This window comes from Nocardia sp., from assembly GCF_025465275.1.
GTDB lineage: Bacteria > Actinomycetota > Actinomycetes > Mycobacteriales > Mycobacteriaceae > Nocardia.
This window is the reverse complement of sequence record NZ_JAODNK010000086.1, coordinates 110,637-133,451: the sequence shown is the minus strand read 5'-3', so window position 1 is coordinate 133,451 and position 22,815 is coordinate 110,637. Positions and strand designations below refer to the sequence as shown.

General features: G+C 66.2%; 23 protein-coding genes and 1 pseudogene. 16 read left to right on the top strand and 8 right to left on the bottom strand.

All coding sequences use genetic code 11. The features are described 5' to 3' along the window. Positions 1-90: 90 nt before the first annotated feature. The 5 genes from JWN03_RS21000 (at position 91) to JWN03_RS20980 (ending at position 3,448) form a co-directional block, all read left to right on the top strand. Positions 91-984, top strand: coding sequence for a helix-turn-helix domain-containing protein (locus JWN03_RS21000; protein WP_297617536.1), 894 nt, complete (start codon positions 91-93; stop codon positions 982-984). A gap of 33 nt (positions 985-1,017) precedes the next feature. Further along, on the top strand, positions 1,018-1,842 hold the full coding sequence (locus JWN03_RS20995; RefSeq protein WP_297617533.1) for an SAM-dependent methyltransferase: 825 nt from the start codon (positions 1,018-1,020) through the stop codon (positions 1,840-1,842). A gap of 59 nt (positions 1,843-1,901) precedes the next feature. Beyond that, on the top strand, positions 1,902-2,318 hold the full coding sequence (locus JWN03_RS20990) for a hypothetical protein (RefSeq protein WP_297617532.1): 417 nt from the start codon (positions 1,902-1,904) through the stop codon (positions 2,316-2,318). 31 nt (positions 2,319-2,349) lie between these two features. Beyond that, on the top strand, positions 2,350-2,709 hold the full coding sequence (locus tag JWN03_RS20985) for a GNAT family N-acetyltransferase (protein ID WP_297617530.1): 360 nt from the start codon (positions 2,350-2,352) through the stop codon (positions 2,707-2,709). Positions 2,710-2,854: 145 nt separating this feature from the next. After that, positions 2,855-3,448 (top strand): GPP34 family phosphoprotein, encoded by a 594-nt coding sequence (locus JWN03_RS20980; protein WP_297617528.1) that lies wholly within the window; start codon positions 2,855-2,857, stop codon positions 3,446-3,448. 12 nt (positions 3,449-3,460) lie between these two features. On the opposite strand, the gene JWN03_RS20975 is transcribed toward JWN03_RS20980, so the two are convergent. After that, entirely contained in the window at positions 3,461-3,655 is a 195-nt protein-coding gene (locus JWN03_RS20975) for a hypothetical protein (RefSeq protein ID WP_297617526.1), read from the bottom strand. 242 nt (positions 3,656-3,897) lie between these two features. On the opposite strand from JWN03_RS20975, the gene JWN03_RS20970 reads away from it, so the two are divergent. The 8 genes and pseudogenes from JWN03_RS20970 to JWN03_RS20935 all read left to right on the top strand — a co-directional run bounded on the left by JWN03_RS20970 (position 3,898) and on the right by JWN03_RS20935 (position 11,229). Then, positions 3,898-5,310, top strand: a complete 1,413-nt coding sequence (locus JWN03_RS20970; RefSeq protein WP_297617525.1) for a glucose-6-phosphate dehydrogenase — start codon at positions 3,898-3,900, stop codon at positions 5,308-5,310. A gap of 118 nt (positions 5,311-5,428) precedes the next feature. Next, positions 5,429-5,509, top strand: a pseudogene (locus tag JWN03_RS20965) (hypothetical protein); the annotation flags it as partial. A gap of 5 nt (positions 5,510-5,514) precedes the next feature. Beyond that, positions 5,515-6,465: a 2-deoxy-5-keto-D-gluconate 6-phosphate aldolase domain-containing protein gene (locus tag JWN03_RS20960; protein ID WP_297617523.1), complete on the top strand. Its 951-nt coding sequence runs from the start codon at positions 5,515-5,517 to the stop codon at positions 6,463-6,465. After that, the gene (locus JWN03_RS20955) at positions 6,462-7,256 is read left to right on the top strand and encodes an HAD family hydrolase (protein WP_297617520.1); all 795 of its coding nucleotides are present in this window, start codon (positions 6,462-6,464) and stop codon (positions 7,254-7,256) included. Before JWN03_RS20960 ends, JWN03_RS20955 begins: the two co-directional genes overlap by 4 nt. Further along, on the top strand, positions 7,253-9,619 hold the full coding sequence (locus JWN03_RS20950; protein ID WP_297617518.1) for a glycoside hydrolase family 65 protein: 2,367 nt from the start codon (positions 7,253-7,255) through the stop codon (positions 9,617-9,619). Before JWN03_RS20955 ends, JWN03_RS20950 begins: the two co-directional genes overlap by 4 nt. 30 nt (positions 9,620-9,649) lie before the next feature. Continuing rightward, on the top strand, positions 9,650-9,865 hold the full coding sequence (locus JWN03_RS20945) for a hypothetical protein (protein WP_297617515.1): 216 nt from the start codon (positions 9,650-9,652) through the stop codon (positions 9,863-9,865). 54 nt (positions 9,866-9,919) lie between these two features. Then, positions 9,920-10,498 carry a hypothetical protein gene (locus JWN03_RS20940; RefSeq protein WP_297617512.1) on the top strand — a complete coding sequence of 193 codons (579 nt, stop codon included), beginning with the start codon at positions 9,920-9,922 and terminating at the stop codon, positions 10,496-10,498. Beyond that, the gene (locus JWN03_RS20935; protein ID WP_297617617.1) at positions 10,495-11,229 is read left to right on the top strand and encodes a cobalt-precorrin-6A reductase; all 735 of its coding nucleotides are present in this window, start codon (positions 10,495-10,497) and stop codon (positions 11,227-11,229) included. The genes JWN03_RS20940 and JWN03_RS20935 overlap by 4 nt, the downstream gene beginning before the upstream one ends. On the opposite strand, the gene JWN03_RS20930 is transcribed toward JWN03_RS20935, so the two are convergent. The 4 genes from JWN03_RS20930 to JWN03_RS20915 form a co-directional block, all read right to left on the bottom strand. Beyond that, complete coding sequence (locus JWN03_RS20930) at positions 11,226-11,792, bottom strand: PadR family transcriptional regulator (RefSeq protein WP_297617509.1); 567 nt, start codon at positions 11,790-11,792, stop codon at positions 11,226-11,228. The genes JWN03_RS20935 and JWN03_RS20930 overlap by 4 nt on opposite strands. A gap of 14 nt (positions 11,793-11,806) precedes the next feature. Continuing rightward, positions 11,807-13,726, bottom strand: coding sequence for a precorrin-2 C(20)-methyltransferase (locus tag JWN03_RS20925; protein ID WP_297617506.1), 1,920 nt, complete (start codon positions 13,724-13,726; stop codon positions 11,807-11,809). After that, the gene (locus JWN03_RS20920) at positions 13,723-14,358 is read right to left on the bottom strand and encodes a precorrin-8X methylmutase (protein WP_297617504.1); all 636 of its coding nucleotides are present in this window, start codon (positions 14,356-14,358) and stop codon (positions 13,723-13,725) included. Before JWN03_RS20920 ends, JWN03_RS20925 begins: the two co-directional genes overlap by 4 nt. 62 nt (positions 14,359-14,420) lie before the next feature. Next, on the bottom strand, positions 14,421-14,858 hold the full coding sequence (locus JWN03_RS20915; protein ID WP_297617502.1) for an Lrp/AsnC family transcriptional regulator: 438 nt from the start codon (positions 14,856-14,858) through the stop codon (positions 14,421-14,423). Positions 14,859-15,015: 157 nt separating this feature from the next. Here JWN03_RS20915 and ddaH point away from each other — a divergent pair, with 157 nt between their 5' ends. Next, positions 15,016-15,891: a dimethylargininase gene (ddaH, locus tag JWN03_RS20910; RefSeq protein WP_366914455.1), complete on the top strand. Its 876-nt coding sequence runs from the start codon at positions 15,016-15,018 to the stop codon at positions 15,889-15,891. On the opposite strand, the gene JWN03_RS20905 is transcribed toward ddaH, so the two are convergent. The 3 genes from JWN03_RS20905 to JWN03_RS20895 all read right to left on the bottom strand — a co-directional run bounded on the left by JWN03_RS20905 (position 15,860) and on the right by JWN03_RS20895 (position 18,074). After that, a complete protein-coding gene (locus JWN03_RS20905) occupies positions 15,860-16,408 on the bottom strand; it encodes a hypothetical protein (RefSeq protein WP_297617499.1) in 549 nt (182 codons plus the stop codon). The genes ddaH and JWN03_RS20905 overlap by 32 nt on opposite strands. A 142-nt stretch (positions 16,409-16,550) precedes the next feature. Next, positions 16,551-17,750, bottom strand: coding sequence for a precorrin-3B synthase (gene cobG / locus JWN03_RS20900; RefSeq protein WP_297617496.1), 1,200 nt, complete (start codon positions 17,748-17,750; stop codon positions 16,551-16,553). A 33-nt stretch (positions 17,751-17,783) separates the two neighbouring features. Beyond that, the gene (locus JWN03_RS20895) at positions 17,784-18,074 is read right to left on the bottom strand and encodes a hypothetical protein (RefSeq protein ID WP_297617493.1); all 291 of its coding nucleotides are present in this window, start codon (positions 18,072-18,074) and stop codon (positions 17,784-17,786) included. A 274-nt stretch (positions 18,075-18,348) separates the two neighbouring features. Here JWN03_RS20895 and cobN point away from each other — a divergent pair, with 274 nt between their 5' ends. Together cobN and JWN03_RS20885 are read left to right on the top strand one after the other, a co-directional pair. Beyond that, complete coding sequence (gene cobN, locus JWN03_RS20890; protein WP_297617489.1) at positions 18,349-21,957, top strand: cobaltochelatase subunit CobN; 3,609 nt, start codon at positions 18,349-18,351, stop codon at positions 21,955-21,957. A 314-nt stretch (positions 21,958-22,271) separates the two neighbouring features. Beyond that, positions 22,272-22,811, top strand: a complete 540-nt coding sequence (locus tag JWN03_RS20885) for a hypothetical protein (protein ID WP_297617486.1) — start codon at positions 22,272-22,274, stop codon at positions 22,809-22,811. Positions 22,812-22,815 lie beyond the last annotated feature (4 nt).

Sequence of the window (22,815 nt, the reverse complement as noted above, 5' to 3'; positions counted from 1 at the left end):
TCGCGCGATAATCGTGGTTGATAATCTAACCTGATAATCAGAATTATGGAATAGTGGCGTTCGAAGCGCAGCCCGATACGGTGGGGAGCCATGGCAAGAACCGCACGAAAAGTGCTCCTGGGCCGGGAAATTGACGCGATGCTGCGCCGCGCGCGCACCACCCAGGCCGACGCGGGCAAACTGATCGGGGTCAGCCAGTCCCGAATCGCGGCAGCGGTCGCCGGCAACGGCAATCTCAGCGCCGACGATCTCGAACAGCTGGCGAGAAAACTCGGCGTCGCCGACGAGGTCTACATTCGGATCCTGCTCGACCTGCGCGGCGACAGCCATCGCCGCGGGTTCTGGACCTCGGGTTACCGGCGCGCCTATATCGAGGAGCTGCGACTGCTGGTCGACCTCGAAGATGTGGCGGATCGGCTGCGGGAAACCGCGGCCGAGATCGTTCCCGGTCTGCTGCAGCACCCCAACTACATTCGAGCGCTGCACGAACCCCTGCAGCTCGATCCCGACGATCCGGACGCGGTGACGGTCGAGGACTACGTGGAGGCGAGGATCGCGCGTCAGCAGATCCTGTTCAAGCGCCATGCGCCCGAATCCCACACGATCCTGTCCGAATCGTGTCTCCGGCGAACCTACGGCGGGGATGCGGTGATGCTCGATCAGCTCAGCCACCTCATCGAGCTGTCCCGGCGCCCGAACATCCAGATCCAGGTCATGCCGTTCACCCACCAGGCACCGGGCGCGGGAATGGAAGACCGCTACATCCTGGTCCGGGTGCCCTCACCCGGAGCCGCGGGCGACCTCGAGATGGCGGTGGTGGAAGCACAGGGCGAGATTCGCTACATCGATGACAAGCCCGCCGTCGGGATTCGCGACAAGATCTTCAACCGCCTCGCCATGACCGCGCTCAGCCCCGCCGACTCACGCCAGTTCATCGAACACCTCGCCCGCGGTCTGCGCAGTCGGCCGACCGTTCATCGATAACCCGCCGGCCCACTCGACTGAATAGGAAACACGTTGTCCAGCAATGACTTCGAGCCACGGCCGATCGACACGCACAAGCCGAGCTCCGCACGCATCTACCACCACATGATCACCGGCGAAGTGATCTTCGAATCGGATCTGCCCTTCATCCATCGGCTCTACGCCGACATCCCGTTCTATCCGATCTGGGCTCAGCACAATCGCCGGTTCCTCGCACGGGCCGTGCGGTACATGGCGGGCAATGGAATTCGGCAGTTCCTCGATATCGGATCAGGCCTGCCGACCGGCGGCAACACCCATGAGGTGGCCCGGGAGCTCGTGCCCGATGCCCGCGTCGTCTACGTCGACAATGACGAAGAGGCCATCAACCGCGCGCGCGATCTCCTGCAGAACGAACAGGTACTCGAGACCACCGCGATGGTGGACGCCGACCTGCGTGATCCGGCGCGAATTCTCGAACACCCTGACACACAACGGCTTATCGACTTCTCCCAGCCGGTGGGACTGCTGGTGGTTTCGGTGCTGCCCTGGGTGACCGACGCCGATGAGCCCGCAGCACTGGTGCGACGGCTGCGTGAGGCTGTTGCGCCCGGTAGCCACATCGCGATGACACATGTGTCGCTCGAAGACGCAGGACAGAAGATCAAAGAGCAGGTGGCCGCCGGCGCGGCGGTTTTCACCGACGCCAGCACACCGGTCACGCTCCGCACCCGAAACCAGTTCGCGACGTTCTTCGACGGTTGGACGATGGCCGAACCGGGCATCACTTACGCCACGGACTGGCACCCCGATCAGCCGGTCGATACCGACGACTACGCCCGACCGTGCAACTTCGCCGCTGTGGGAAGCCTTCCCTAGCGCAATCAGATGCGTTGTGCGGCCGCCGACGTCGCCGGCGCAGTTCGAAAGGATCCACCATGCCGAGGACACCCACTGTCGGACAATTCCTCAAAGCGGCCGCCAGCTCACCGCAACAGGCCTGTGTCATGGTCTACCGCGACGACTATCGAACCCTCGTATGGGACGACAAACTCACCGCTTCGGTCGACACCGCGGAATCGAGCGTCCCCGCCGACCAGTGCCTGACCTTCGATCACGACCAATTCGAGGTCATCCAGCAGGCGCTGCGAACGGGCAGGCCGCTCCGGCAAATCCTGCTGATCGTGCAGGGCGCGGACGGCCTCTACGAATTCAGTGCCTCGCCCGAATGCGAGTCCTCGGTCGGCGCCGCCAGGCTGTACTTCGACCACCTCGAGTACTCCGCGTTCGTGCAAGCCGTGAAGCAGAACGAGTTCGAGCGATCGGCATTCCTGTGGACCGCGAGCGGTCGATAGAGTGAGCGGAACCGACGGAGAGGGAGCAGTGATGAATGAATCCGAGAGCGGCACGGCGCAACTGGAGCCGATCATCACCCAGGCGGCCGACCTGAACCCGCCGCGCTACGAGATCAGCCTCGACGGAGAACGGGCGGGATTCACCTCCTACGTGGACCGAGACCAGCAAAGGATCTTCTTCCACACCGAGATCGACGACCGATTCACCGGACGCGGCCTGGCCGGCAAGCTGATTCGCGCCGCCCTGACCGACACCCGCTCGGCAGGCAGGCGCATAGTCCCCATCTGCCCGTTTGTCGCGGCCTTCGTGCAGAAGCACCACGACTTCGACGACCTCCTCGACCCGGTTACACCGGAGGCGAAAGCTGCCGTCGAAGCGGCACTGAGCTGAAACCTCGCTTTCCTCCGGCGGAAGCGATATTGATGATCCGGCCGGCCCCCCGCGATCCAACATTCGGTCTCGAGTCGGCTGGCGCAAACGGGTCAGTCTTTCGATCTCAGCGCGTTCTCAGCGGGCATTCTGCAGTCTCGATGCCATGAGTTCGATTGCCGAGGATCTGGTGTGGCTGCTTCTCGACGACAACAGCGGGGAGTTCCTCGTGGACCGCGGTCACGTTGCGTTCGCTGTCGAAGTGGCTGCCCTGCTCGATATGGCGGCGGACCTGACTGAGGTCACCGTGGGGGAAATGCTGGCCGACGGGCGATTCGGTTTCACCGCGCTGCGGCGAAACCACCTCGAGGATGTGCTGTTTCGAGCCGCTGAGCGCGGCCGGACCTGCGCGATGCCTGCCCGTCGATTCGGCATATTTCGCATGTGGAGTTGGCCGACGCTCGATTTTTCTGGAAAACGCGCGCTTCGTGGATCGATCCGGCGGGCGCTGTCCGATACCGCGGGCACCGATGTGCGAACGGCCGTTCTCATCGCACTGCTCACCGCGGTGCACGGCATGGCTGCGCAGTGGCCGGATCGGCAATCGGACGAGGTCGATCGACTGGCGTGGCGGGTTCTGCGGGCACACCCGGCGTGCCGCGAGATTCTCGATGTCGTGCGGCGTCGGACGCAGGCGGACTATGCCGCCTCGTTCTGCGGAATGGTGCAACCGATCTTCCAGCGCCAGCCGCAGTGGTGACCACGGGGGAGGTCAGTGGTGGTGGTTGCCGGAGTGGTGGTTGCCGTTGCCGAAGGCGCCGCCGCCGCTGTCGCGGCTGAAGGTGCAGGACGGATTGCCTGCCACTGGGTAGGGGCACGAGGTGTCGGCTGCGGCGACACCCGCGGTGGCTACGCCTGCGGCGATGAAGAGGGCCGCACCGGCGGCGATCAGGGTATTTCTCCTCATGACGAAGCTCCTGTTCTTCGATTGAACATTGCATTCCATCGCCATCCACGAAACTCCGTCCCACTGTGAGATTGCCGTGTGCTTGCTACGAACCTCGTGGGAGCAGGCACAGATCTTTGATTCAACTGATTCCCGCCGGGTACACGCCCTGTGGAGCTGGTTAGTGGCAATCTATGCATATCGGCCACGCTGTCGTGGCTGGTGGTGTCATCACTACGACAGTGCGGGGGAGTGCGCCCGACATGAACGAGAAAAGCACCCGCGCCGATGCCTTGGTTATCTTCGGGATAACTGGGGATCTGGCGGCGAAGATGACCTTCCGTGCGCTGTACCGGCTCGAGGCGGCCGGGCGGCTGCATTGCCCGATCATCGGTCTGGGACAACGTGATTGGTCCCATGGTCAGCTGGTTGCCTCGGCGCGCGACGGGCTCGCAGCCACCGGCCAGGCCGTTGAAGAGGAGGCCTTCGAGCGGCTGGCCCGGCGGATGACCTATCTGCGTGGCAATTTCACCGACCCCGCCACCTACCAGGAGCTCGCGAAACGCCTCGAGCACGCCTCGGCGCCGCTGTTCTATCTGGAGATCCCGCCCGCGCTGTTCGCCCCGGTGGTCGCGGCGCTGGGGCAGGCGAAACTCACGACCGGGGCCTCGGTACTGATCGAGAAGCCCTTCGGCCGCGATCTCGCCTCGGCCCGCACTCTCAACGAGGAACTGCACCGCACGCTCGGCGAAGACCAGATCCTGCGCATCGACCACTTCCTGGGCAAACAACCAGTACTCGATCTCGCCTTCCTGCGCTTCGACAACATCATGTTCGAGCCGGTGTGGAATCGCGATCACGTTGCCGCCGTGCAGATCACGATGGCCGAGGATTTCGGTGTCGAGGACCGTGGCGCGTTCTACGACTCGGTCGGGGCATTGCGCGACGTGGTGCAGAACCACCTCATGCAGGTCCTCGCGCTCCTCGCCATGGAGGCCCCGGCCGGACCGGGTCCCGGCGCCTTGTGGGACACGAAGGCCGACGTCTTCCGGGCTACCGCCGACGTCGACCCCGCCCGCGCTGTGACCGGCCAATATGCGGGGTACCACGACGTGACCGGCGTGAGCAGCGAATCGGAGACCGAGACCTACATGGCGCTGCGCCTGGAGGTGAACACCCCGCGCTGGCGGGGTGTGCCATGGTTCATCCGGGCAGGTAAGGCTCTGGCCACCCGCGCCACCGAGGTCAGGATGATCTTCCGCCGCCCACCACCCCTGGCCTTCCTGCCACAACCCCAGCACATCGCCGCCAACCAGCTGGTACTGCGGATCGACCCGGACCCCGGTCTGCGATTGATACTGGCCTCCCAGAACGCAGCCGGTACGAGCGTGCGGGCCGTGCACATGGATCTGCCTTTCGCCGCCGAACTCGGCCAACCCCCCGAACCCTACGAGCGCCTGCTGCACGATGCGCTGACCGGTGAGCATTCACTCTTCGCTCGTGAGGATGTCGTGGAAGAGACCTGGCGAATACTGCAACCACTGATCGACCATCCGCCGAAACCGGTGTCCTATCCGCGCGGGTCGTGGGGGCCGACCGGCGCCGCCGAACTGCTGCGCGGTCACCCCGGCTGGCAGCTGCCCTGGTTGCCCACACCCGAAGGCACCGGCCGATGACCGAACGCCTCGCGAACCCGAGACGACGCACACCACAGGCGGAGAACTGACGATGGCCTCGAGCGGTCCGCAGCAACTCGGCGTCATCGGACTCGGACGGATGGGAGCCGATATCTTCCGCGGTCTCGACGACTTCGCAAACAAGGCACTTTCCGCCATGCGCAAGGGTTTTGGCGGCCACGACGAGAAGAAGGACTGAGTCTCATGGACATTGGCATCGCCCATCCGCTGTACCTGCTGCCCTTCGACCACCGTGCCTCGTTCACTTCCGGCCTGCTCGGTGTCACCGGCGCTCCCGACCAGGCCCACCGTCGCGAAGCTTCCGACCTGAAAATGGTGATCTGGGAGGCCTTCGAGTACGCGCTCGACCACGGTGCGCCCCGCGAGAGTTGCGGGGTACTTGTCGATGAGGAATACGGCGCTGATGTCGCGCGCGCCGCACGCGCGGCGGGCGTGACGTTGGCGATGCCCGTGGAGAAATCCGGCCAGGACGAGTTCGAGCTCGCCTACGGCGACGAATTCGCCCGCCACATCGAGGATTTCGACCCCGACTTCGTGAAGGTGCTCGTCCGCTACAACCCGCAGGACGATGCCGCGAACAACCGTCCGCAGGAGACCCGTCTGGCCCAATTGTCGCAATGGCTTCGTGCCCAGGACCGCCGGCTGCTGTTCGAACTGCTGATTCCGCCCACCGCAGCACAGAGCGCGCAGACCGGCGACGATTCGCTCGTCTACGAACAGCAGCTATTACCCTTGCTCATCGTTGATGCGATCGCCGCGCTGCAAAATGCGGGGGTAGAACCAGATGTCTGGAAAATTCAAGGCATCGACGATCGAGGCGGTTGTGAGCGCGCTGTGGCGCAGGCCCGAATCCACGGACGTGACCAGGTCACCTGCATTGTGCTCGGCCACGGCGCCGACGCCGAACGTGTCCGGGGCTGGCTGTCCGTGGCGGCCGGAGTAGTCGGCTATGCCGGTTTCGCCGCCGGCCGCACGATCTGGCACGACCCGCTGGCCGACTACGTCGGCGGCCGGCTCGACCGGGAGGCGGCCCGTCGCCGCATCGCCGGCAACTACCTCGACATGATCGATACCTACCGGAATGCGGCGAAACATGCCATCGGCGACACGCCGACGACAGGTGCCATCTCATGACCACACACCAAAACCCGCAGCTACCAACCGTTTCCGGTGGGCCCGATGCGGTGGGGCTGCCGCGCGGGATCCGCGCCTGCCTGTTCGACCTCGACGGGGTGATCACCGAAACCGCGAAGGTGCATGCCGCGGCGTGGAAGGAAATGTTCGACGCCTACCTGAAGACCCGAGCCGAGCGCGGCCATGAGCCGTTCGTCGCTTTCGATCCGGCGGCGGATTACGACACCTATGTCGATGGCATGCCGCGCGCCGACGGCACTCGGGCATTTCTGAAATCCCGGGGAATCACTGTGCCCGAAGGGAATTCGGATGACCCGCCCGACGCCGAGACGGTGCAGGGCCTGGGGAACCGCAAGAACCGGATCGTGCTGCGCCGCATCCACGACGATGGGGTGCAGGCATATCCGGGCTCGGTCGCCTATGTGCGTGCGGTGCGCGAGGCCGGGCTGCGGCGGGCGGTGGTGTCCTCGAGCACCAATTGCCATGACGTGCTCGTCGCCGCCCATGTCGAGGATCTGTTCGAGGAACGCATCGACGGCATCACCGCACAGCAGCAGCATCTGGCCGGTAAGCCGGCCCCGGACATGTTCCTCGCCGGGGCGCGGGCGCTCGACGTCGACCCGGCGGAGGCGGTCGTGTTCGAGGACGCCCTGGCCGGAGTCGCCGCCGGTCGCGCCGGTGGATTCGGCTACGTGATCGGGGTCGACCGGGTAGGGCAGGCCGAGCAGCTCCTGGCGCACGGCGCAGACCGGGTCGTGACCGATCTGGCCGACCTGCTGGGCAAAAAATGATCAACCATCCTTTGTTCACGGTCGAGCCCTGGTGCCTGCGGGCGACCGGCCTCGATCTCGACGTACTCGCGCAAGCGGAGTCGGTGTTCGCGCTGTCGAACGGGCATATCGGCTGGCGCGGAAATCTCGACGAGGGGGAACCGCACGGGTTGCCCGGTTCGTATCTCAACGGGGTGCACCAGTTGCTCACGTTGCCGTATGCGGAGCCTGGCTACGGCTATCCGGAGTCCGGTCAGACGGTCATCAATGTGACCAATGGCAAGGTGATCCGGCTGCTCGTCGACGACGAACCCTTCGATCTCACCTACGGCCGACTGGACGCTCATGAATGGTGCCTGGACTTCCGGGACGGGGTTCTGCACCGGCGTACCGACTGGGTATCCCCGGCAGATTGTCCGGTACGGGTGTCCTCGACCCGTCTGGTGTCGCTGGTGCAGCGTTCGATCGCCGCAATCCGCTACGAAGTGCAGGCTCTCGACCGGCCGGTACGGGTGGTGGTGCAGTCCGAACTCGTCGCCAATGAAGAACTGCCGGCGCCGGCCGCCGACCCGAGGGCCGGGCCGGCGGATTCGGCGTCGCTGGTGGGGGAGGAGCACGCTGCGAAGGGCGCCCGCGCCGGGCTGGTGCATTCGACCGGGCGCAGCGGGCTGTATATCGCCGCGGCGATGGACCATATCGTCGACGGACCCGACTCCACCCGGGTCGAGTCGGAAAGCTTCCCGGATCTGGGCCGGGTGACCGTGACCACGGAACTGCAGCCGGGACAACGGCTTCGGCTGGACAAGTTCGTCGCCTACGGGTGGTCGGGAACCCGGTCCCTGCCCGCTGTCCGCGACCAGGTCTACGCCGCTCTCGTTGGTGCACGCGGCACCGGGTGGGACGGTCTGTGCGCCGAACAACGCGACTACCTCGACGAATTCTGGTCTCGCGCAGACATTCTGCTCGAGGGCGATCCCGAAATCCAACAGGCGGTGCGGTTTTCGATTTTTCACGTGTTGCAGGCCGGTGCCCGTGCGGAAGGCCGGGCGATCCCGGCGAAGGGCCTCACCGGTCCCGGCTACGACGGGCATTGTTTCTGGGACACCGAGTCGTATGTCTTGCCGGTGCTGACCCAGGTCGTTCCCGAAGCGGCGGCCCACGCATTGCGCTGGCGGCACGCCACCCTGCCCATGGCTACCGCGCGGGCCGGTCAGCTCGGCCTCGCCGGCGCCGCATTTCCGTGGCGCACGATCCACGGCGAGGAATGCTCGAGCTACTGGCCCGCGGGGACGGACGCGTTCCACATCAACGCCGACATTGCCGACGCCGTGCTGCGCTACCTCGACACCACCGGCGACCAAGCATTCGAGCGCGAGGTCGGCGTGGAACTGCTGGCCGAAACCGCCAGGCTCTGGGCCAGTCTCGGCCACCACGACGTCAACGGCCGTTTCCGCATCGACGGTGTGACCGGTCCCGATGAGTACAGTGCCATCGCCGACAACAACGTCTACACCAACCTGATGGCGCAACAGAACTTGCACGCCGCCGCCGACGCCGCCGCCCGGCACCCCGACATCGCCCGCGGGCTCGGGATCGACGACGAGGAAACCGCCCGCTGGCGCGACGCCGCCGAAACCATACACATCCCCTACGACAAAGCGCTCGGGGTGCACCCGCAGGCCGAGGGTTTCACCGACCATCAGACGTGGGACTTCGCCGCCACCCCCGCCGAGCACTATCCCTTGCTGCTCAATTACCCCTACTTCGACCTGTACCGCAAACAGGTCGTCAAACAGGCCGACCTCGTCCTTGCCATGCATCGCCGTACCGACGCCTTCACCCCGGATCAGAAGGCCCGCAACTTCGACTACTACGAACGGCTCACCGTCCGTGACTCCTCACTGTCGGCGTGCACTCAGGCGGTCATCGCCGCCGAGGTCGGACACCTCAGCCTCGCCTACGACTATCTCGCCGAGGCCGCCCTCATGGACCTCGACGACCTCGAACACAACACCGGCGACGGTCTGCATATCGCCGCTCTCGCAGGCGCCTGGATCGCCGTGATCGCCGGACTGGCCGGCATGCGAGATCAGAACCGCACCTTGACCTTCGCGCCCCGACTGCCCGACACCGTGACTCGGCTCGCTTTCACCTTCCACTGGCAGGGACGACGCCTCGCCGTCGACATCACCGCCCACGCCGTGACCTACACCCTGCACGAGGGCGAACCACTGCGCATCACCCACCACGATCACGCGCTCGACGTGACCGCTGAGCACTCGGCCACCCTGCCGATCCCTGACCCCGCGGTGGCGACCCCACCGCCCACCCAGCCTCCCGGGCGTGCCCCGACCCGGCGCCGCTCGCGGACAGGAGCCCAGTGATGGCGGACCGGCATCTCGATCCTCGAATGGGTGACGTGGGACACCGCGGCTACATATGTCGCAGGGGAGACAGGTGACAAGCGGCTTGCTAGTGCGCAATTGGGCCATGCGGACGGTGCCGGTGTGGCGGTTCGCCACTACCTAGATCCGCAGGGCTACATGCGTGTCGTGGTGGACAACCCAGAGGTGCTGGAGGACCTGAGGCCGGCCGAAGTTGCAGTAAAACTCAATTCCGAGGTGCCCTGAGCCTGAGCCGAGCCGCTATCCTGCACGGACGCTCAAGTTTTGGGAGATTTATTTATGAATTACAAGAAGTTCGCGATCACCGCCATGATCGCGGTCGCCGCAACCGGTGTTGCGGCGGGGACCGGCTACGCCGCTCCTGCCGATCCGGCTCCGGCCGTCCAGACGGTTGCCGGATTGCCGCCGCAGGGCCAGGTCCAGGGCGTCGACTATTCGGTGAAGATGGCCGAGACCGGTCAGACCGTTGTCACCCAGGTGACCGGCGGCGTTTTCTCGCTCGACGCCGATGGCAAGGCTGTCACCCTGAAGAACCAGGCCGGAGACGTTGTCGCCCAGCTGCCGATCAGTGGTAAGGCGGGCACTCAGGACATCGCCCTGACGGCCGCGATCGACAATGGCGGACAGCAGCTGTCGCTGACCCCGCAGGCGAACAATGTGTCGCTCAAGTACATCGGCTCGCAGGATTGGTTCTTCTCCGAGCTGCAGCATGCCGCGCTGGGCGGCGTGATCGGCGCGATCATCGGTGCCTTCTTCTTCGGTATCGGTCTGCCGTTCGGTGCGCTCATCGGGCTGCTGATCGCCGGTGGTCAGCCGCTGATCGATTCGGGCCTGGCCTACTTCAGCGGTCAGCCCTGAAAATTCTGATTCTCGGCGGTACCCGGGAAGCCCGGGAAATCGCTGACATCGCCTCCGGCGAGCGAGGATTCGAGATCGTCTCCTCGCTCGCCGGACGCGTGCGCGAACCCGTGCTGCCGATCGGCGCGGTGCGGGTGGGGGGATTCGGGGGAGCCGAGGGGCTGCGGAAGTGGCTTGGCGACAATGGGATCGACGTTGTGATCGATGCCACGCATCCTTTTGCCGGGGGTATTACCGCGAATGCCGCGCAGGCCGCCGCGGCGGCCGGGCTGCCGGTGCTGCATGTGCGCCGCCCCGGCTGGAGCGAGCAGGCGGGGGATCGGTGGATCGGGGTGCCGAACCTGGCCGCGGCGGCGGAAACCGTTGCCGGACTGGGGGAGCGCGTATTCCTCACCATCGGCCGCCAGGGGGTGGCAGCCTTTGCTGGATCGCAACAGTGGTTCCTGATTCGCGCTATCGACCCGCCCGAGGATGCGGTGCCCGCCCGGCATGAATTGCTGCTGGCGCGTGGACCCTTCAGCGTCGCAGATGAAACCGCGCTACTCACCGATCGGCGCATCGATGTGCTGGTGACCAAGGACAGCGGGGGAGCCTTGACCGAGGCCAAGCTCGCCGCTGCCCGTGCACTCGCGCTGCCTGTGGTGATGATCGAGCGCCCGCCGCTGCCGGCGGGTGCGGTGCAGGTGGAAACCATTGCCGCAGCGTGGGATTGGCTGCGGCAACAGGCTTAGGACAACCGGCTGCTGGGGTCGAGCAGCTCGGGGAGCCGGTCGAACCAATCCAGCACGGCGCGTTCGTAGCGAATGCCGAAATCCACGGTGGCGCGCTCGAACGGGGACATGCGCTGCTCGTCGTGTCCGGCGAGATACGAGGTCAGGCGCTGTTCGTGCAGTGGGCGATTGGCGGCGATAATGCGTTCCAGGCGTGGCGGGTCGACGTATTCGCCGAAGGACAGGGTGAGCAGGAGCGGCACCCGGATGGTCTCCGCGCCCGGATCGCGGGCGATCCACTCCGCGAACGCCTCCCGGCCGTCCTCGGTAATGCGATAGGGCGTGCGGTCGCGCGCTCCGGCCTCGCCCTTCTCGACGAGGCCGTGCTGGTGCATGGTCGCCAGCTCGCGGTACACCTGACTCTGGGTGATGGTCCAGAAGTCGCCGATGCGATCCTGCGCCTGGGCGACCAGGTCCCAGCCGGACATATCGCCCTGATGTAGGAAACCCAGTAAGGATGCGGCCGTCGAATTGAGAGGGCGCCGCGTCTTGTCGTCTGCCACTACACTCCTTCCAGCCTGCATTCCACTATGGAATATTAGTCGCCGTACCGTCGAGAAGTGAACACCCGGGGCCCGCCGGCCGCGTCGAACACCGTGGTGGTCGAGGCGCCCACGATCAGCAGGGTGCGCATATCGACCTCGGCCGGGTCGAGATCGGCGAGCGTTACCACCCGCACCGACTCGGTCGGACCACCCACGTCCCGCCCGATCACCACCGGGGTCTCCGGCTTGCGATGCTCGAGCACGAGATCACGCATGGCGGCCACCTGCCAGGTGCGCTGCGACGAGGCCGGGTTGTAGACGGCGAACGCCATATCCGCGGCGGCCACCGCGGCTATCCGCCCGGCCACCACCTCCCACGGCTTCAATCGATCCGAGAGGGAGATCATGGCGAAATCGTGGCCCAGCGGCGCACCAACCCGGCTGGCCACGGCACTGGCCGCGGTCACTCCGGGCAGCACTCGCACCGGCACATCCCGCCACTGCGGATCGGCCGACTCCTCGACCACTGCCGCCGCCATGGCGAATACCCCGGGATCTCCACCCGAAACAACCACGACCCTCGCACCACCCTTGGCCAGATCCAAAGCCATTGCCGCCCGCTCGGATTCGACCTTGTTGTCACTGGAATGCCGTCGCTGTCCCACCCGCTCCGGCACCCGATTCACATACGTCGCGTACCCAACGATATCGGTAGCCTCGTCCAGCGCGCGCGTCACCTCCGGCGTAGTCCACTCCGCGGCACCGGGGCCCAGCCCGATCACCACCACCTCACCGATCGAATCACCCTGCGCCGCGCCCGCGCTCGCGGCGACGGCGAGAGCCGCTACAGTGCCGGCGACAATCGTGCTCGTTGTCGCGCCGGCGGTATCCGCTGCGGGCGCGCTCGTCACCGCCGCGGTCGCTGGAACGGCATGCGCCGCAACGGTGCCGGCAGCTGTTGTGCTCGTCGTCGTGGCAGCGGGGTCGGCTGCGGTCGATGGAGCGACAGGCACCGTGCTGGTATCGGTACCTGGTGTGCTGGTAGTCGTGACGGCGGTATCCCCGGCGGGTGCGCCGGCTCCGGGAGTACCAGTGTCCGAGGCGGTCGCGGCCCGCGCGGTGGTTGGTTGCGATGCGTCTGCTCCGCTGGCAGTGCGGCGGTTTGTGTCGACTGTGCCCGCGGCTCCGGCGGCTGCCAGCGTGGAATTGGTCGATGAAGCGTCGGATGTGCTGTCCGTCAGGGTGATTCGCGTCGCGGGTTTGGGCCCGGGAACCACGGTGATGGCGAAGTACGGGACGCTGGCTTCGTCCACGTCGGCGGCGCGGAGAACGCGCTGGCGGGTGGAGCTGGCGCGTTCGACGTAGTAGGCGTCGGCCAGACGGCCGGAGTCGGCGAGGGCCTGGCGGACACCGGGGTAGGTGCGGCCGAGCTTCATGATGGCGACGCCGTCGGCCTCGCGGAGGCGGCGGGTGAGTTCGTCGGTGGGCATGGTGCCGGGCAGGACGGTGAGGACCTGATCGCCCTCGACGAGGGGGGTGCCCAGGGCGGCCGAGGCGGCGCTGACCGAGGTGACGCCGGGGATGATCTCGGTATCGAAGTGGTCGGCCAGGCGGCGGTGCATGTGCTGGAAGGAGCTGTAGAACAGCGGGTCTCCGGCCGCCAGCAGAGCCACCGAACGTCCGGCGGCCAGGTGTTCGGCGAGGCGGGCGGCGGCGGTTTCGTAGAACTCGTCGATGGCGCCCTGATAGCCACCGGGGTGATCGGTGGTCTCGGTGGTCACCGGGTAGACGAGGTGCTCTTCGAGCTGGCCCTCGCGCATGTAGGGGGCCGCGATGGCGCGGGAGATGCTGCGTCCGTGCTTGGCGCTGTGGAAGGCGATGACATCGGCCGCGCCGATAATCCGCGCCGCCTTGACCGTCACCAGTTCCGGATCACCGGGGCCGAGGCCGACACCCCAGAGCTTGCCGCTCATTCTTGTTCGCTCGCAATCGCATTGAGGGCGGCGGCGGTCATGGCGCTACCGCCGCGCCGGCCACGCACGGTCAGGAATTCGATGCCGGTGTATTCGGCGAGGGCCTGCTTGGATTCGGCCGCGCCGATGAATCCGACCGGAATGCCGAGCACGGCAGCAGGTTTCGGGGCACCGGCGTCGAGCATGTCGAGCAGGTGGAACAGCGCGGTCGGCGCATTGCCGATGGCCACCACCGCGCCTTCCATGCGGTCGCGCAGCAGTTCCAGCGCCGCAACGGATCTGGTGTTGTTCATCTCGGCCGCGAGACCCGGGACGCGCGGATCGCCGAGCAGGCACAGGACTTCATTGTCGGCGGGCAGCCGCTTGCGGGTAACGCCGGAGGCGACCATATTCGCATCGCACAGGATCGGCGCGCCGGCGCGCATCGCGGCCCGCGCCTTGGTCACCACATCGTTGCTGAACTCGATGTCCCCGGCCAGATCCACCTGCCCGCAGGCGTGAATCATTCGCACCACCACCTGCGACACGTCCGCCGGGAAGCGGGCCAGATCCGCTTCGGAGCGAATGGTCGCGAACGAGCGCCGATAGATCTCGGCCCCGTCGGTGAGGTAGCTGGTGCGCACGTCGGACATGGCGTCCACCCTAGATTTCCCCTGCGCGTGACCGGGGAGCGGGTGGCGTCGCTCCCCGGAAATCAGGTGCGCGGGCGTTCCAGCAACCGCGACATGACGATGCTGCTGCGGGTGCGGCCGACACGGGCGTTCTCGCGGATGCGCTCGACGGTGACCTCGATTTCGGCCATATCGGTGGCCATGACGTGCACCAGGGCGTCGGCCTCACCGGCAATCGTCCAGATACCGATCACCTGGGGGATCGGTTCGAGGCTGCGGCGCAGTTCGGCCGGAGAGATGTTGTCGCGGTAGTAGACCTCGACGTACGCCTCGGTGCGCCAGCCCAGCGCGGCGGGATTGACCAGCGCGGTGAATCCGGTGATCTGCCCGCCCGCCACCATCTTGTCGACCCGGCGCTTGACGGCCGGGGCCGAGAGTCCGACCACCGCACCGATCTCCTGGAAGGAGGCGCGGGCCTGTTTGAGCAGGTGGGCCAGAATTCGCCGATCGAGGTCGTCCACCGGTCTCTCCGTTCGCCGAAGCGTGGCAGTTTCCGTCGTGACGCAATGATTCGCTGCTGAAATACAAATATACGCAATGATTCGCTATTTCAAGCGCAACGGTACGCCACTTATCTTCGGCATCAAGCATTGTCCGCGCTGTTCCGAAGGAGCCTCGTTGACCTCCGTAGCCACGCTTCGCGCACCCGAACCCGCAGGCACCCGCCGCCCGACTCCGCGCCGCTACCTCATGTGCCGCCCCGACCACTTCGACGTCTACTACGCGATCAATCCGTGGATGGACACCTCGGCTCCCGTGGACCGTGCGCTGGCACGGGCGCAATGGGAGAACCTGCGGGCCACCTATGAACGGCACGGCCATCTGGTCGATGTGGTCGAGGGCGTGGCCGCCCTGCCCGACATGGTGTTCGCCGCCAATGGCGGTCTGGTGATCGGTGAGAGGGCGCTGTCCGCCCGCTTCGCCAATCCCGAGCGCGCCGCCGAAGGCCCGGCCTATCACGATTGGCTTGTCGCACAACGCTTCACCCAGGTGCTGGCCGCCCGGGAAACCAATGAGGGCGAGGGTGATTTCGCCATTGCCGGGGACCGCATTCTGGCGGGCACCGGATTCCGCAGCTCCCGCGCCGCGCACGAGGAGGTGCAGGAGTTCTTCGAATTGCCGGTCATCTCACTGGAATTGATCGATCCGCGCTTCTACCACCTCGATACCGCGCTCATGGTGCTCGACGACACCATCGCCTACTACCCGGCGGCCTTCAGCGGGGAGAGCGCGCGCCTGCTGGCCGGCATGTACCCGGACGCCCTGCTCGCCACCGAGGACGATGCGAATGTGCTCGGCCTCAATGGTGTCTGCGACGGCTACCACGTCTTCATGAGCGAGCGCGCTACCGGCCTGGCGGCGCAATTGCGGGCGCGCGGCTACGAGCCGGTGGGCATCGACCTGTCGGAATTGCTGAAGGCCGGTGGCAGCGTGAAGTGCTGCACCATGGAACAGCATTCGGTCAGAATGGGAGCGTTGCCTTCCACGGACTGACCGTCGGATCGTGCAGCGGATGCGCCTGCACGAGGAACCGTAGTAGGAGGACCGCTCCGCTGATCTGAAGGAGCGCCAGCGGGATCTCGGCCACGACGGCGGTGGTCACCGATACCCAGAGATCTTCGGGCGCGGCGGTGACGATGTCGAACCAGGCGTCCACGAGGAGCAGCATTCCGGTGCCGAACGCTGGCAGGATCAGGAAAACCTGCCGCCGCCACCCGAGATAGGCCGTCGCGGCCATCATGAGTACCAGCAGCACATCGAACCCGATCCAGGTCAGCGACCAGTTGCGCGCGTGATAGTCGGCGGGCAACGTCAACCCCAGATAGACGAGCCACGGAATCATGGCGAGACAGCCGCCGACCATGAGCGTCAATCGAATCCGCCGATGCAACCGCACCAACTCGGGCCGGGGCAGTCTGGGCTCGTGCACCCGCAACCGTTTGATGAGCTCGCGCCGCTCCAGGTCGGACATGGCCGCGATCTCTTCAGCGCCCATTCTCGAAATGGTCATGCCGACCTCCTGCACCCGATCCGTATGCCTGATTCGGACAACACTCCAAGCCGCCTGAAACATCCACTGTGCACCCGAAAGATCGACGTGGATAGCCCTGCGGCGACCTCGCACCCCTACGACCGGGGAGTCGTGCCGAAGCTCAGTCGGCCGGATCGATGCGGTAGCCGTCGCCGGTGGCGATGATGTCGGTGACCGCGCCGCGCGGCCGGCCGCAGCGGCGCTCACAGCCGGACCAGTGCTGACGACCGGAGGCCACGATTTCGGTGGCTTCCAGGCCCTCGCGTGCGAATTGAGGCCCCCCGGCGGGCACTATGCGGCCGGATTCGACCGCCTCGGCCACATCGGCGCGCACATCGGTCCGGGATTTCGCGCAGCCCGGCATGCCCGCACAAGCGCTGGCCAGGAGCCAGGGGGAGTGGGCGTCGAAGATCAATCCCATGGGAGCGAGCACGCGCACTACCTGCTCGGCGGCCCACTCGTCGAGGTCGGCGATGACGAGACTGCGCCACGGGGTGAGCAGAATCGGGCGCTCGACGGCGGCAATGAATTCGGCGGTGCGCGCGGGCAGGGAACCGAGCCGCACGCCCGCGCCCAATGCCACACGATCATCGCTCTGGGTCATCCAGCCGATCGGAATCTCGTGCTGCACAACAACTTCGGTGGCTTCGTCGCTGGTATGGAGCCCGGATCGAGTGGTCAGCAGTCGATCGGTGAGACGGATACCGGCATCAGGGATTTCATGCAGCCGCCATTGCCCGTCGCGCAATTCGAGAAAGCCGTGCGCGGCCGCGAGCATGAGGTCGACCGCATCGCCCGCAGGTACTCGAACCCCGGTATCGGCACCCGCGAGCAGCAGCGCATAGGTGTCGCCGTCCACGGCGTGCACGCCGATATCCCCGCCGAGCCCGCTGACATCACCGCGCCCGTCGTCGAGCGTGAACAGCACGCGCCCCGGCAATTCCGCGAGCCGCGGGTCGGCCTGCAGCCCGGCGTCCAGCGCGGGCACCAGCCCGTGCACATCGCTCCGGCCGCCGACCCGCCCGGCCAAGGGTGAGGCGATGATATTGCGAATCCGCTCGTGCGAGGCGCTCGGCAGCAGCCCGGCTGCGGTCAGCTGCGCTTCGAGCGCGCTCGCATCGCGTACCTGCCGCAGTTGCACATTGCCGCGCGAGGTCAGTTCGATATTGCCGTCGGCAAGTTCGGTCGCCGCGGCGGCCAGGGCTTGCAATTGCTGCGGAGACAATTGCCCGCCGGGCACACGAATGCGCGCGAGGGGCCCGTCGGCGGCGTCGTGCAGGCGCAGCACGCCCGGGCAGGAGTCGGGATCTGTTCGGGTCATGACCGGTCAAGCTTACGGCGACCGGCACTGCGGTCAGCTATTAGGTCCGTGCTGCGCTTGCCATTCCGGCCAACCGGCCTGATGCGGTTCGATCGAGCTCGGGACACCGCGTCGCAGGGCGAAGGCCGGGGACGTTTCCCAGGTGTCCTGGAGCAGGTTCGGGGTGTTGTGGTGATCGAGGTGGTCCCGGTGCACGGTGGTCATCTGCACCGTGATCCCGAAGAGAGCTGTTGCGGCGAAGATGATGCCCGCCAGCATCGCGTACCGCGTATTGCCACTGCCGGCGGCGACCAAAGTCATGCCCAGCATTGCGAAGGCAACCAATGCGCAAAGATATCCTGACCAGGCAGCGAAGCGGTTCCGCCTGACCCATCCCGGAGTAATCGGCATACCGGCAGCGTACGCGCGGATTCCATAGCCGAACAGCATCGCCGACCAGGCTTTGCCGCACTGTGATCCGGGCGCGATAGCATCGGCGGGCTCGTCGGACGAGAAGTAGCCGGTGCAATTCCGGTGCGGTCGCGCCACTGTGACAGTCAGACCTTCCCGTCGAGCGCCACACCGTGCTGGGCGCGTCACCCGAGGAAGGCCGAAACCTGTGATTTTGCTGCTGTCCACGTCCGATACCGATCTGCTGAGCGCACGTGCCAGCGGAGCCGAGTATCGGCTCGCCAATCCCGCGCGCCTGCTGCCGGAGGATCTGCCGGCGCTGCTCGCCGGCGCCGATCTGGTGATCGTGCGCATTCTCGGCGGTAAGCGCGCGTGGGAGGAAGGCCTGGAGGCGGTGCGCGCCAGCGGGACTCCGCTGGTCGCCCTCGGCGGTGAGATCGCACCCGATGCCGAGCTCATGGAGTGCTCCACCGTGCCCGGCGGTGTCGCCGCCGACGCGCACAACTATCTGGCGGCCGGTGGGCCCGGAAACCTCTTGCAGCTGCACAACTTCCTCTCCGACACTGTGCTGCTCACCGGATTCGGCTTCGAGCCGCCGGTGGAGCTGCCCAGCTGGGGCCGGCTGGAACGGGATTCGCGCCCGGTAGCCGAGGGTGCGCCGACGGTGGCGGTCGTCTACTACCGCGCTCAGCATCTGGCCGGGAACACCGGCTATATCGAAGCGCTGTGTCAAGCCATCGAGGACAAGGGTGCGCGGGCGTTGCCGGTGTACTGTGCTTCGCTGCGGACCGCGGAAACCGATCTGCTGGCCGAGCTGCGCCAGGCGGACGCGCTCGTGGTGACCGTGCTCGCGGCCGGTGGCACCAAGCCGGCCACGGCGTCGGCCGGTGGTGATGACGAAGCCTGGGATGTGGGCGCGCTCGCCGACCTGGATGTGCCGATCCTGCAGGGACTCTGCCTCACCAGTGGCCGCGAGCAGTGGCAGGCCAATGACGACGGCCTCTCGCCCCTGGACGTCGCCACCCAGGTGGCGGTGCCGGAGTTCGACGGCCGCATCATCACGGTGCCGTTCTCCTTCAAGGAGTTCGACGCCGATGGCCTGTCCACCTATGTGCCCGATCCAGAGCGCGCTGCCCGGGTGGCCGGAATCGCGGTGCGGTACGCGCGACTTCGGCATATTCCCAATGCGGACAAGCATATTGCGATCGTGCTGTCGGCCTATCCGACCAAGCATGCTCGCATCGGCAATGCCGTCGGCCTGGACACCCCGGCCAGTGCGCTCCGGATTCTGAACGAATTACGTTCCGCCGGTTACTATCTCGGCGAGCCGGGGGAGATCCCCGGGCTCGAGGAGGGTGATGGCGACAAGCTCATCCACGCCCTGATTGCCGCCGGTGGCCAGGACCCGGACTGGCTGACCGCGCAGCAGCTGGAAGGCAACCCGATTCGCATCGGCGCCGACACCTACGGCGCCTGGTTCGCCACGCTGCCGGAGGATCTGCGCGCGAGCGTCACCGAGGCGTGGGGCGCCGCGCCGGGTGAACTGTATGTGGATCGCTCCGCCGATCCCAAGGGTGAGATCGTCATCGCCGCACTGCGTTTCGGCAATATCGTGCTGATCGTGCAGCCGCCGCGCGGCTTCGGTGAGAACCCGGTCGCCATCTACCACGACCCGGACCTGTCGCCCAGCCACCACTATCTGGCGGCCTACCGCTGGCTGGCCGCGCCCGACGGGTTCGCCGCCGACGCCATGGTGCACCTGGGTAAGCACGGCAATCTGGAATGGCTGCCGGGCAAGACCCTCGGCATGTCCGCTTCCTGTGGCACCGATGCGGCGCTCGGGGATCTGCCGCTCATCTACCCGTTCCTGGTGAACGATCCGGGCGAGGGCACGCAGGCCAAGCGCCGCGCCCACGCCACCCTGGTCGATCACCTGATTCCGCCCATGGCGCGCGCCGAAAGTTATGGCGATATCTCGCGTTTGGAGCAGCTGCTCGACGAGCACGCCAATATCTCCACGCTCGATCCGGCCAAGCTGCCCGCCATTCGCCAGCAGATCTGGACGCTCATGCGCGCGGCCAAGATGGACCACGACCTAGGGCTGGCCGAGCGGCCGGAGGAGGATGTCTTCGACGATATGCTGCTGCACGTCGACGGCTGGCTGTGCGAGATCAAGGATGTGCAGATCCGCGACGGCCTGCACATTCTCGGCCAGGCGCCCGTTGGTGAGGCCGAGGTCGACCTGGTGCTCGCCATGCTGCGCGCCCGCCAGCTGTGGGGCGGCGAGGTGAATGTGCCAGGTCTGCGAGAAGCGCTGGGGCTCAGCGAAAGCGGCGACGAATCGCGCGAGCGGGTCGACACCGTCGAGGCACGTGCCCGCGAGTTGGTCGCGGCCATGCAGGAGGTCGACTGGGATGTCGATTCCATCGACGCCATTACCGAAGACCTGGTCGGTACCGAGGATGCCGCTCGCCTCGACGTCGTGCGGCGCGTGATGGGATTCGCTGCGACAGAGGTGGTTCCGCGCCTGCGGCAGACTGGTATCGAGATCGCCCGCATTCTGCACGCCCTCAATGGCGGATTCATTCCGGCCGGTCCCAGCGGTTCGCCGCTGCGCGGGCTCATCAATGTGCTGCCCACCGGGCGCAATTTCTACTCGGTCGATCCCAAGGCCGTCCCGTCGCGGCTGGCTTGGGAAACCGGTCAGGCCATGGCCGATTCGCTGCTGGCGCGCTACCTCGCCGATCATGGCGAATACCCTCGCTCCGTGGGTCTTTCGGTGTGGGGAACCTCCGCCATGCGCACCTCCGGCGACGATATTGCCGAGGTCTTCGCGCTGCTCGGGGTGCGCCCCGTGTGGGATGAGGCCAGCCGCCGCGTCACCACTCTGGCGGCGATCGATCTCGAGGAATTGGGCCGTCCGCGCATCGATGTGACCGTGCGCATCAGCGGCTTCTTCCGCGACGCCTTCCCGCATGTGCTGGCACTGCTCGATGATGCGGTGCGCTTGGTCGCCGAGCTCGACGAGCCCGCCGAGTCCAATTATGTTCGCGCACATGCCCAGGCGGATCTGGCCGAGCACGGCGACGAGCGCCGTGCCACCACCCGCATCTTCGGGTCCAAGCCCGGCACCTACGGTGCGGGTCTGCTCCAGCTCATCGATTCCAAGAGCTGGCGCACCGATGACGATCTGGCGCAGGTCTATACGGCCTGGGGCGGGTTCGCCTACGGCCGCGATCTCGACGGTGCGCCCGCCGCCGATGATATGCGCACCGCGTATCGCCGAATTGCGGTGGCGGCCAAGAACACCGACACCCGCGAACACGATATTGCCGACTCCGATGACTATTTCCAGTATCACGGCGGCATGGTCGCCGCGGTGCGCGCGCTCACCGGTAAGAATCCCGAGGCGTATATCGGCGACAGCACGCGGCCGGACGCCGTGCGCACCCGCACGCTGTCGGAAGAGACCGCTCGGGTATTCCGGGCTCGTGTGGTGAATCCGCGATGGCTCGAGGCCATGCGCCGGCACGGCTACAAGGGCGCGTTCGAAATGGCGGCCACGGTCGACTATCTGTTCGGCTACGACGCCACCACCAATGTGGTCGCCGACTGGATGTATGAAAAGCTGGCGGAGAGTTATGTTTTCGACGACGTGAATCGCAAGTTCATGGAGCAGTCGAATCCGTGGGCGCTGCACGGCATTGCAGAGCGTTTGCTGGAAGCGGCCGAGCGCAAGCTCTGGGAGGCCCCGGAGGCCGATACGCTGGACCGTCTGCGCCAGGTCTACCTGGAAACCGAAGGCGAACTGGAATAAGCGAATTCCGCTTTCGCGCGGCGTGACGGGTTGTCCGCAGAGGACATCGGCGGACAACCCGGACACCTGTTCTATCCTGCGGGCGAGTCTGAGAGGACCATAAGAATGGTTCCCTCGTCATACTCGGGGAGGCGCCGGGAACTCCGACCACACTAGTGGGATTGATAATTAGATGTGGATTCCCTGATTCGCCGCGTGAATCCTGTACGCGCAATCGAGTCGTAGTCTCCGGCGTCCGCCGTGTCATCGATGACACGGAATGCGCCTACTCGACCGTGCGGTGAATCGGCTCTTTCGAATGCAGGGTAGTCATTATGAGAATCGCCAAATTCGCCGCAACAACACTTCTTTCGATTGCCGCGCTCTGCGTCGCGACGGTCACCGCCCATGGTGAACCGGTCCTGGCGCAACCGGGCATCAGTGGTGTCGATCGAGGGGTCGAATACACCACCAGTCTGGCGCCCGATCGCTCCGCAGTCACCACCACCCTCGCCGGTGGCCATTTCGAACTGGCCGGCGGGACGGTGAATGTGATCGGACCGGGTGGTGAGTCCATCGCTTCGCTACCGCTGGCGTACCAGCTGGCCGATCGCTCCCTGAACGTCATCCCCGAAATCGATTCCGCCGGTACGACATTGACCGTGCGGCCCGAGAACGCGGCCGATATCGCGGCGCCCACGCTGCAGACGGTCGCGCTGCAGAACGTGGCCAATGCCGGATCGATCGTGGGCGGTGCGGTCATCGGCTGCATCGTCGGTGCCGTGGTCGGTTTCTTCTTCTTCGTTGTCGGAGCCATTGTCGGCTGCGGAGTGGGTGGCTTGCTCGGCGCGATCATCGCCGGAGATCAACCCTGAGGTG

Excerpts from the sequence above, each read along its gene's own strand:
- JWN03_RS21000 (WP_297617536.1), top strand. The coding sequence starts at position 91 with ATGGCAAGAACCGCACGAAAAGTGCTCCTGGGCCGGGAAATTGACGCG.
- JWN03_RS20990 (WP_297617532.1), top strand. The coding sequence starts at position 1,902 with ATGCCGAGGACACCCACTGTCGGACAATTCCTCAAAGCGGCCGCCAGC.
- JWN03_RS20985 (WP_297617530.1), top strand. The coding sequence starts at position 2,350 with ATGAATGAATCCGAGAGCGGCACGGCGCAACTGGAGCCGATCATCACC.
- JWN03_RS20980 (WP_297617528.1), top strand. The coding sequence starts at position 2,855 with ATGAGTTCGATTGCCGAGGATCTGGTGTGGCTGCTTCTCGACGACAAC.
- JWN03_RS20975 (WP_297617526.1), bottom strand. The coding sequence starts at position 3,655 with ATGAGGAGAAATACCCTGATCGCCGCCGGTGCGGCCCTCTTCATCGCC.
- JWN03_RS20970 (WP_297617525.1), top strand. The coding sequence starts at position 3,898 with ATGAACGAGAAAAGCACCCGCGCCGATGCCTTGGTTATCTTCGGGATA.
- JWN03_RS20960 (WP_297617523.1), top strand. The coding sequence starts at position 5,515 with ATGGACATTGGCATCGCCCATCCGCTGTACCTGCTGCCCTTCGACCAC.
- JWN03_RS20955 (WP_297617520.1), top strand. The coding sequence starts at position 6,462 with ATGACCACACACCAAAACCCGCAGCTACCAACCGTTTCCGGTGGGCCC.
- JWN03_RS20950 (WP_297617518.1), top strand. The coding sequence starts at position 7,253 with ATGATCAACCATCCTTTGTTCACGGTCGAGCCCTGGTGCCTGCGGGCG.
- JWN03_RS20940 (WP_297617512.1), top strand. The coding sequence starts at position 9,920 with ATGAATTACAAGAAGTTCGCGATCACCGCCATGATCGCGGTCGCCGCA.
- JWN03_RS20930 (WP_297617509.1), bottom strand. The coding sequence starts at position 11,792 with ATGCAGGCTGGAAGGAGTGTAGTGGCAGACGACAAGACGCGGCGCCCT.
- JWN03_RS20925 (WP_297617506.1), bottom strand. The coding sequence starts at position 13,726 with ATGAGCGGCAAGCTCTGGGGTGTCGGCCTCGGCCCCGGTGATCCGGAA.
- JWN03_RS20920 (WP_297617504.1), bottom strand. The coding sequence starts at position 14,358 with ATGTCCGACGTGCGCACCAGCTACCTCACCGACGGGGCCGAGATCTAT.
- JWN03_RS20905 (WP_297617499.1), bottom strand. The coding sequence starts at position 16,408 with ATGACCATTTCGAGAATGGGCGCTGAAGAGATCGCGGCCATGTCCGAC.
- cobG (WP_297617496.1), bottom strand. The coding sequence starts at position 17,750 with ATGACCCGAACAGATCCCGACTCCTGCCCGGGCGTGCTGCGCCTGCAC.
- JWN03_RS20885 (WP_297617486.1), top strand. The coding sequence starts at position 22,272 with ATGAGAATCGCCAAATTCGCCGCAACAACACTTCTTTCGATTGCCGCG.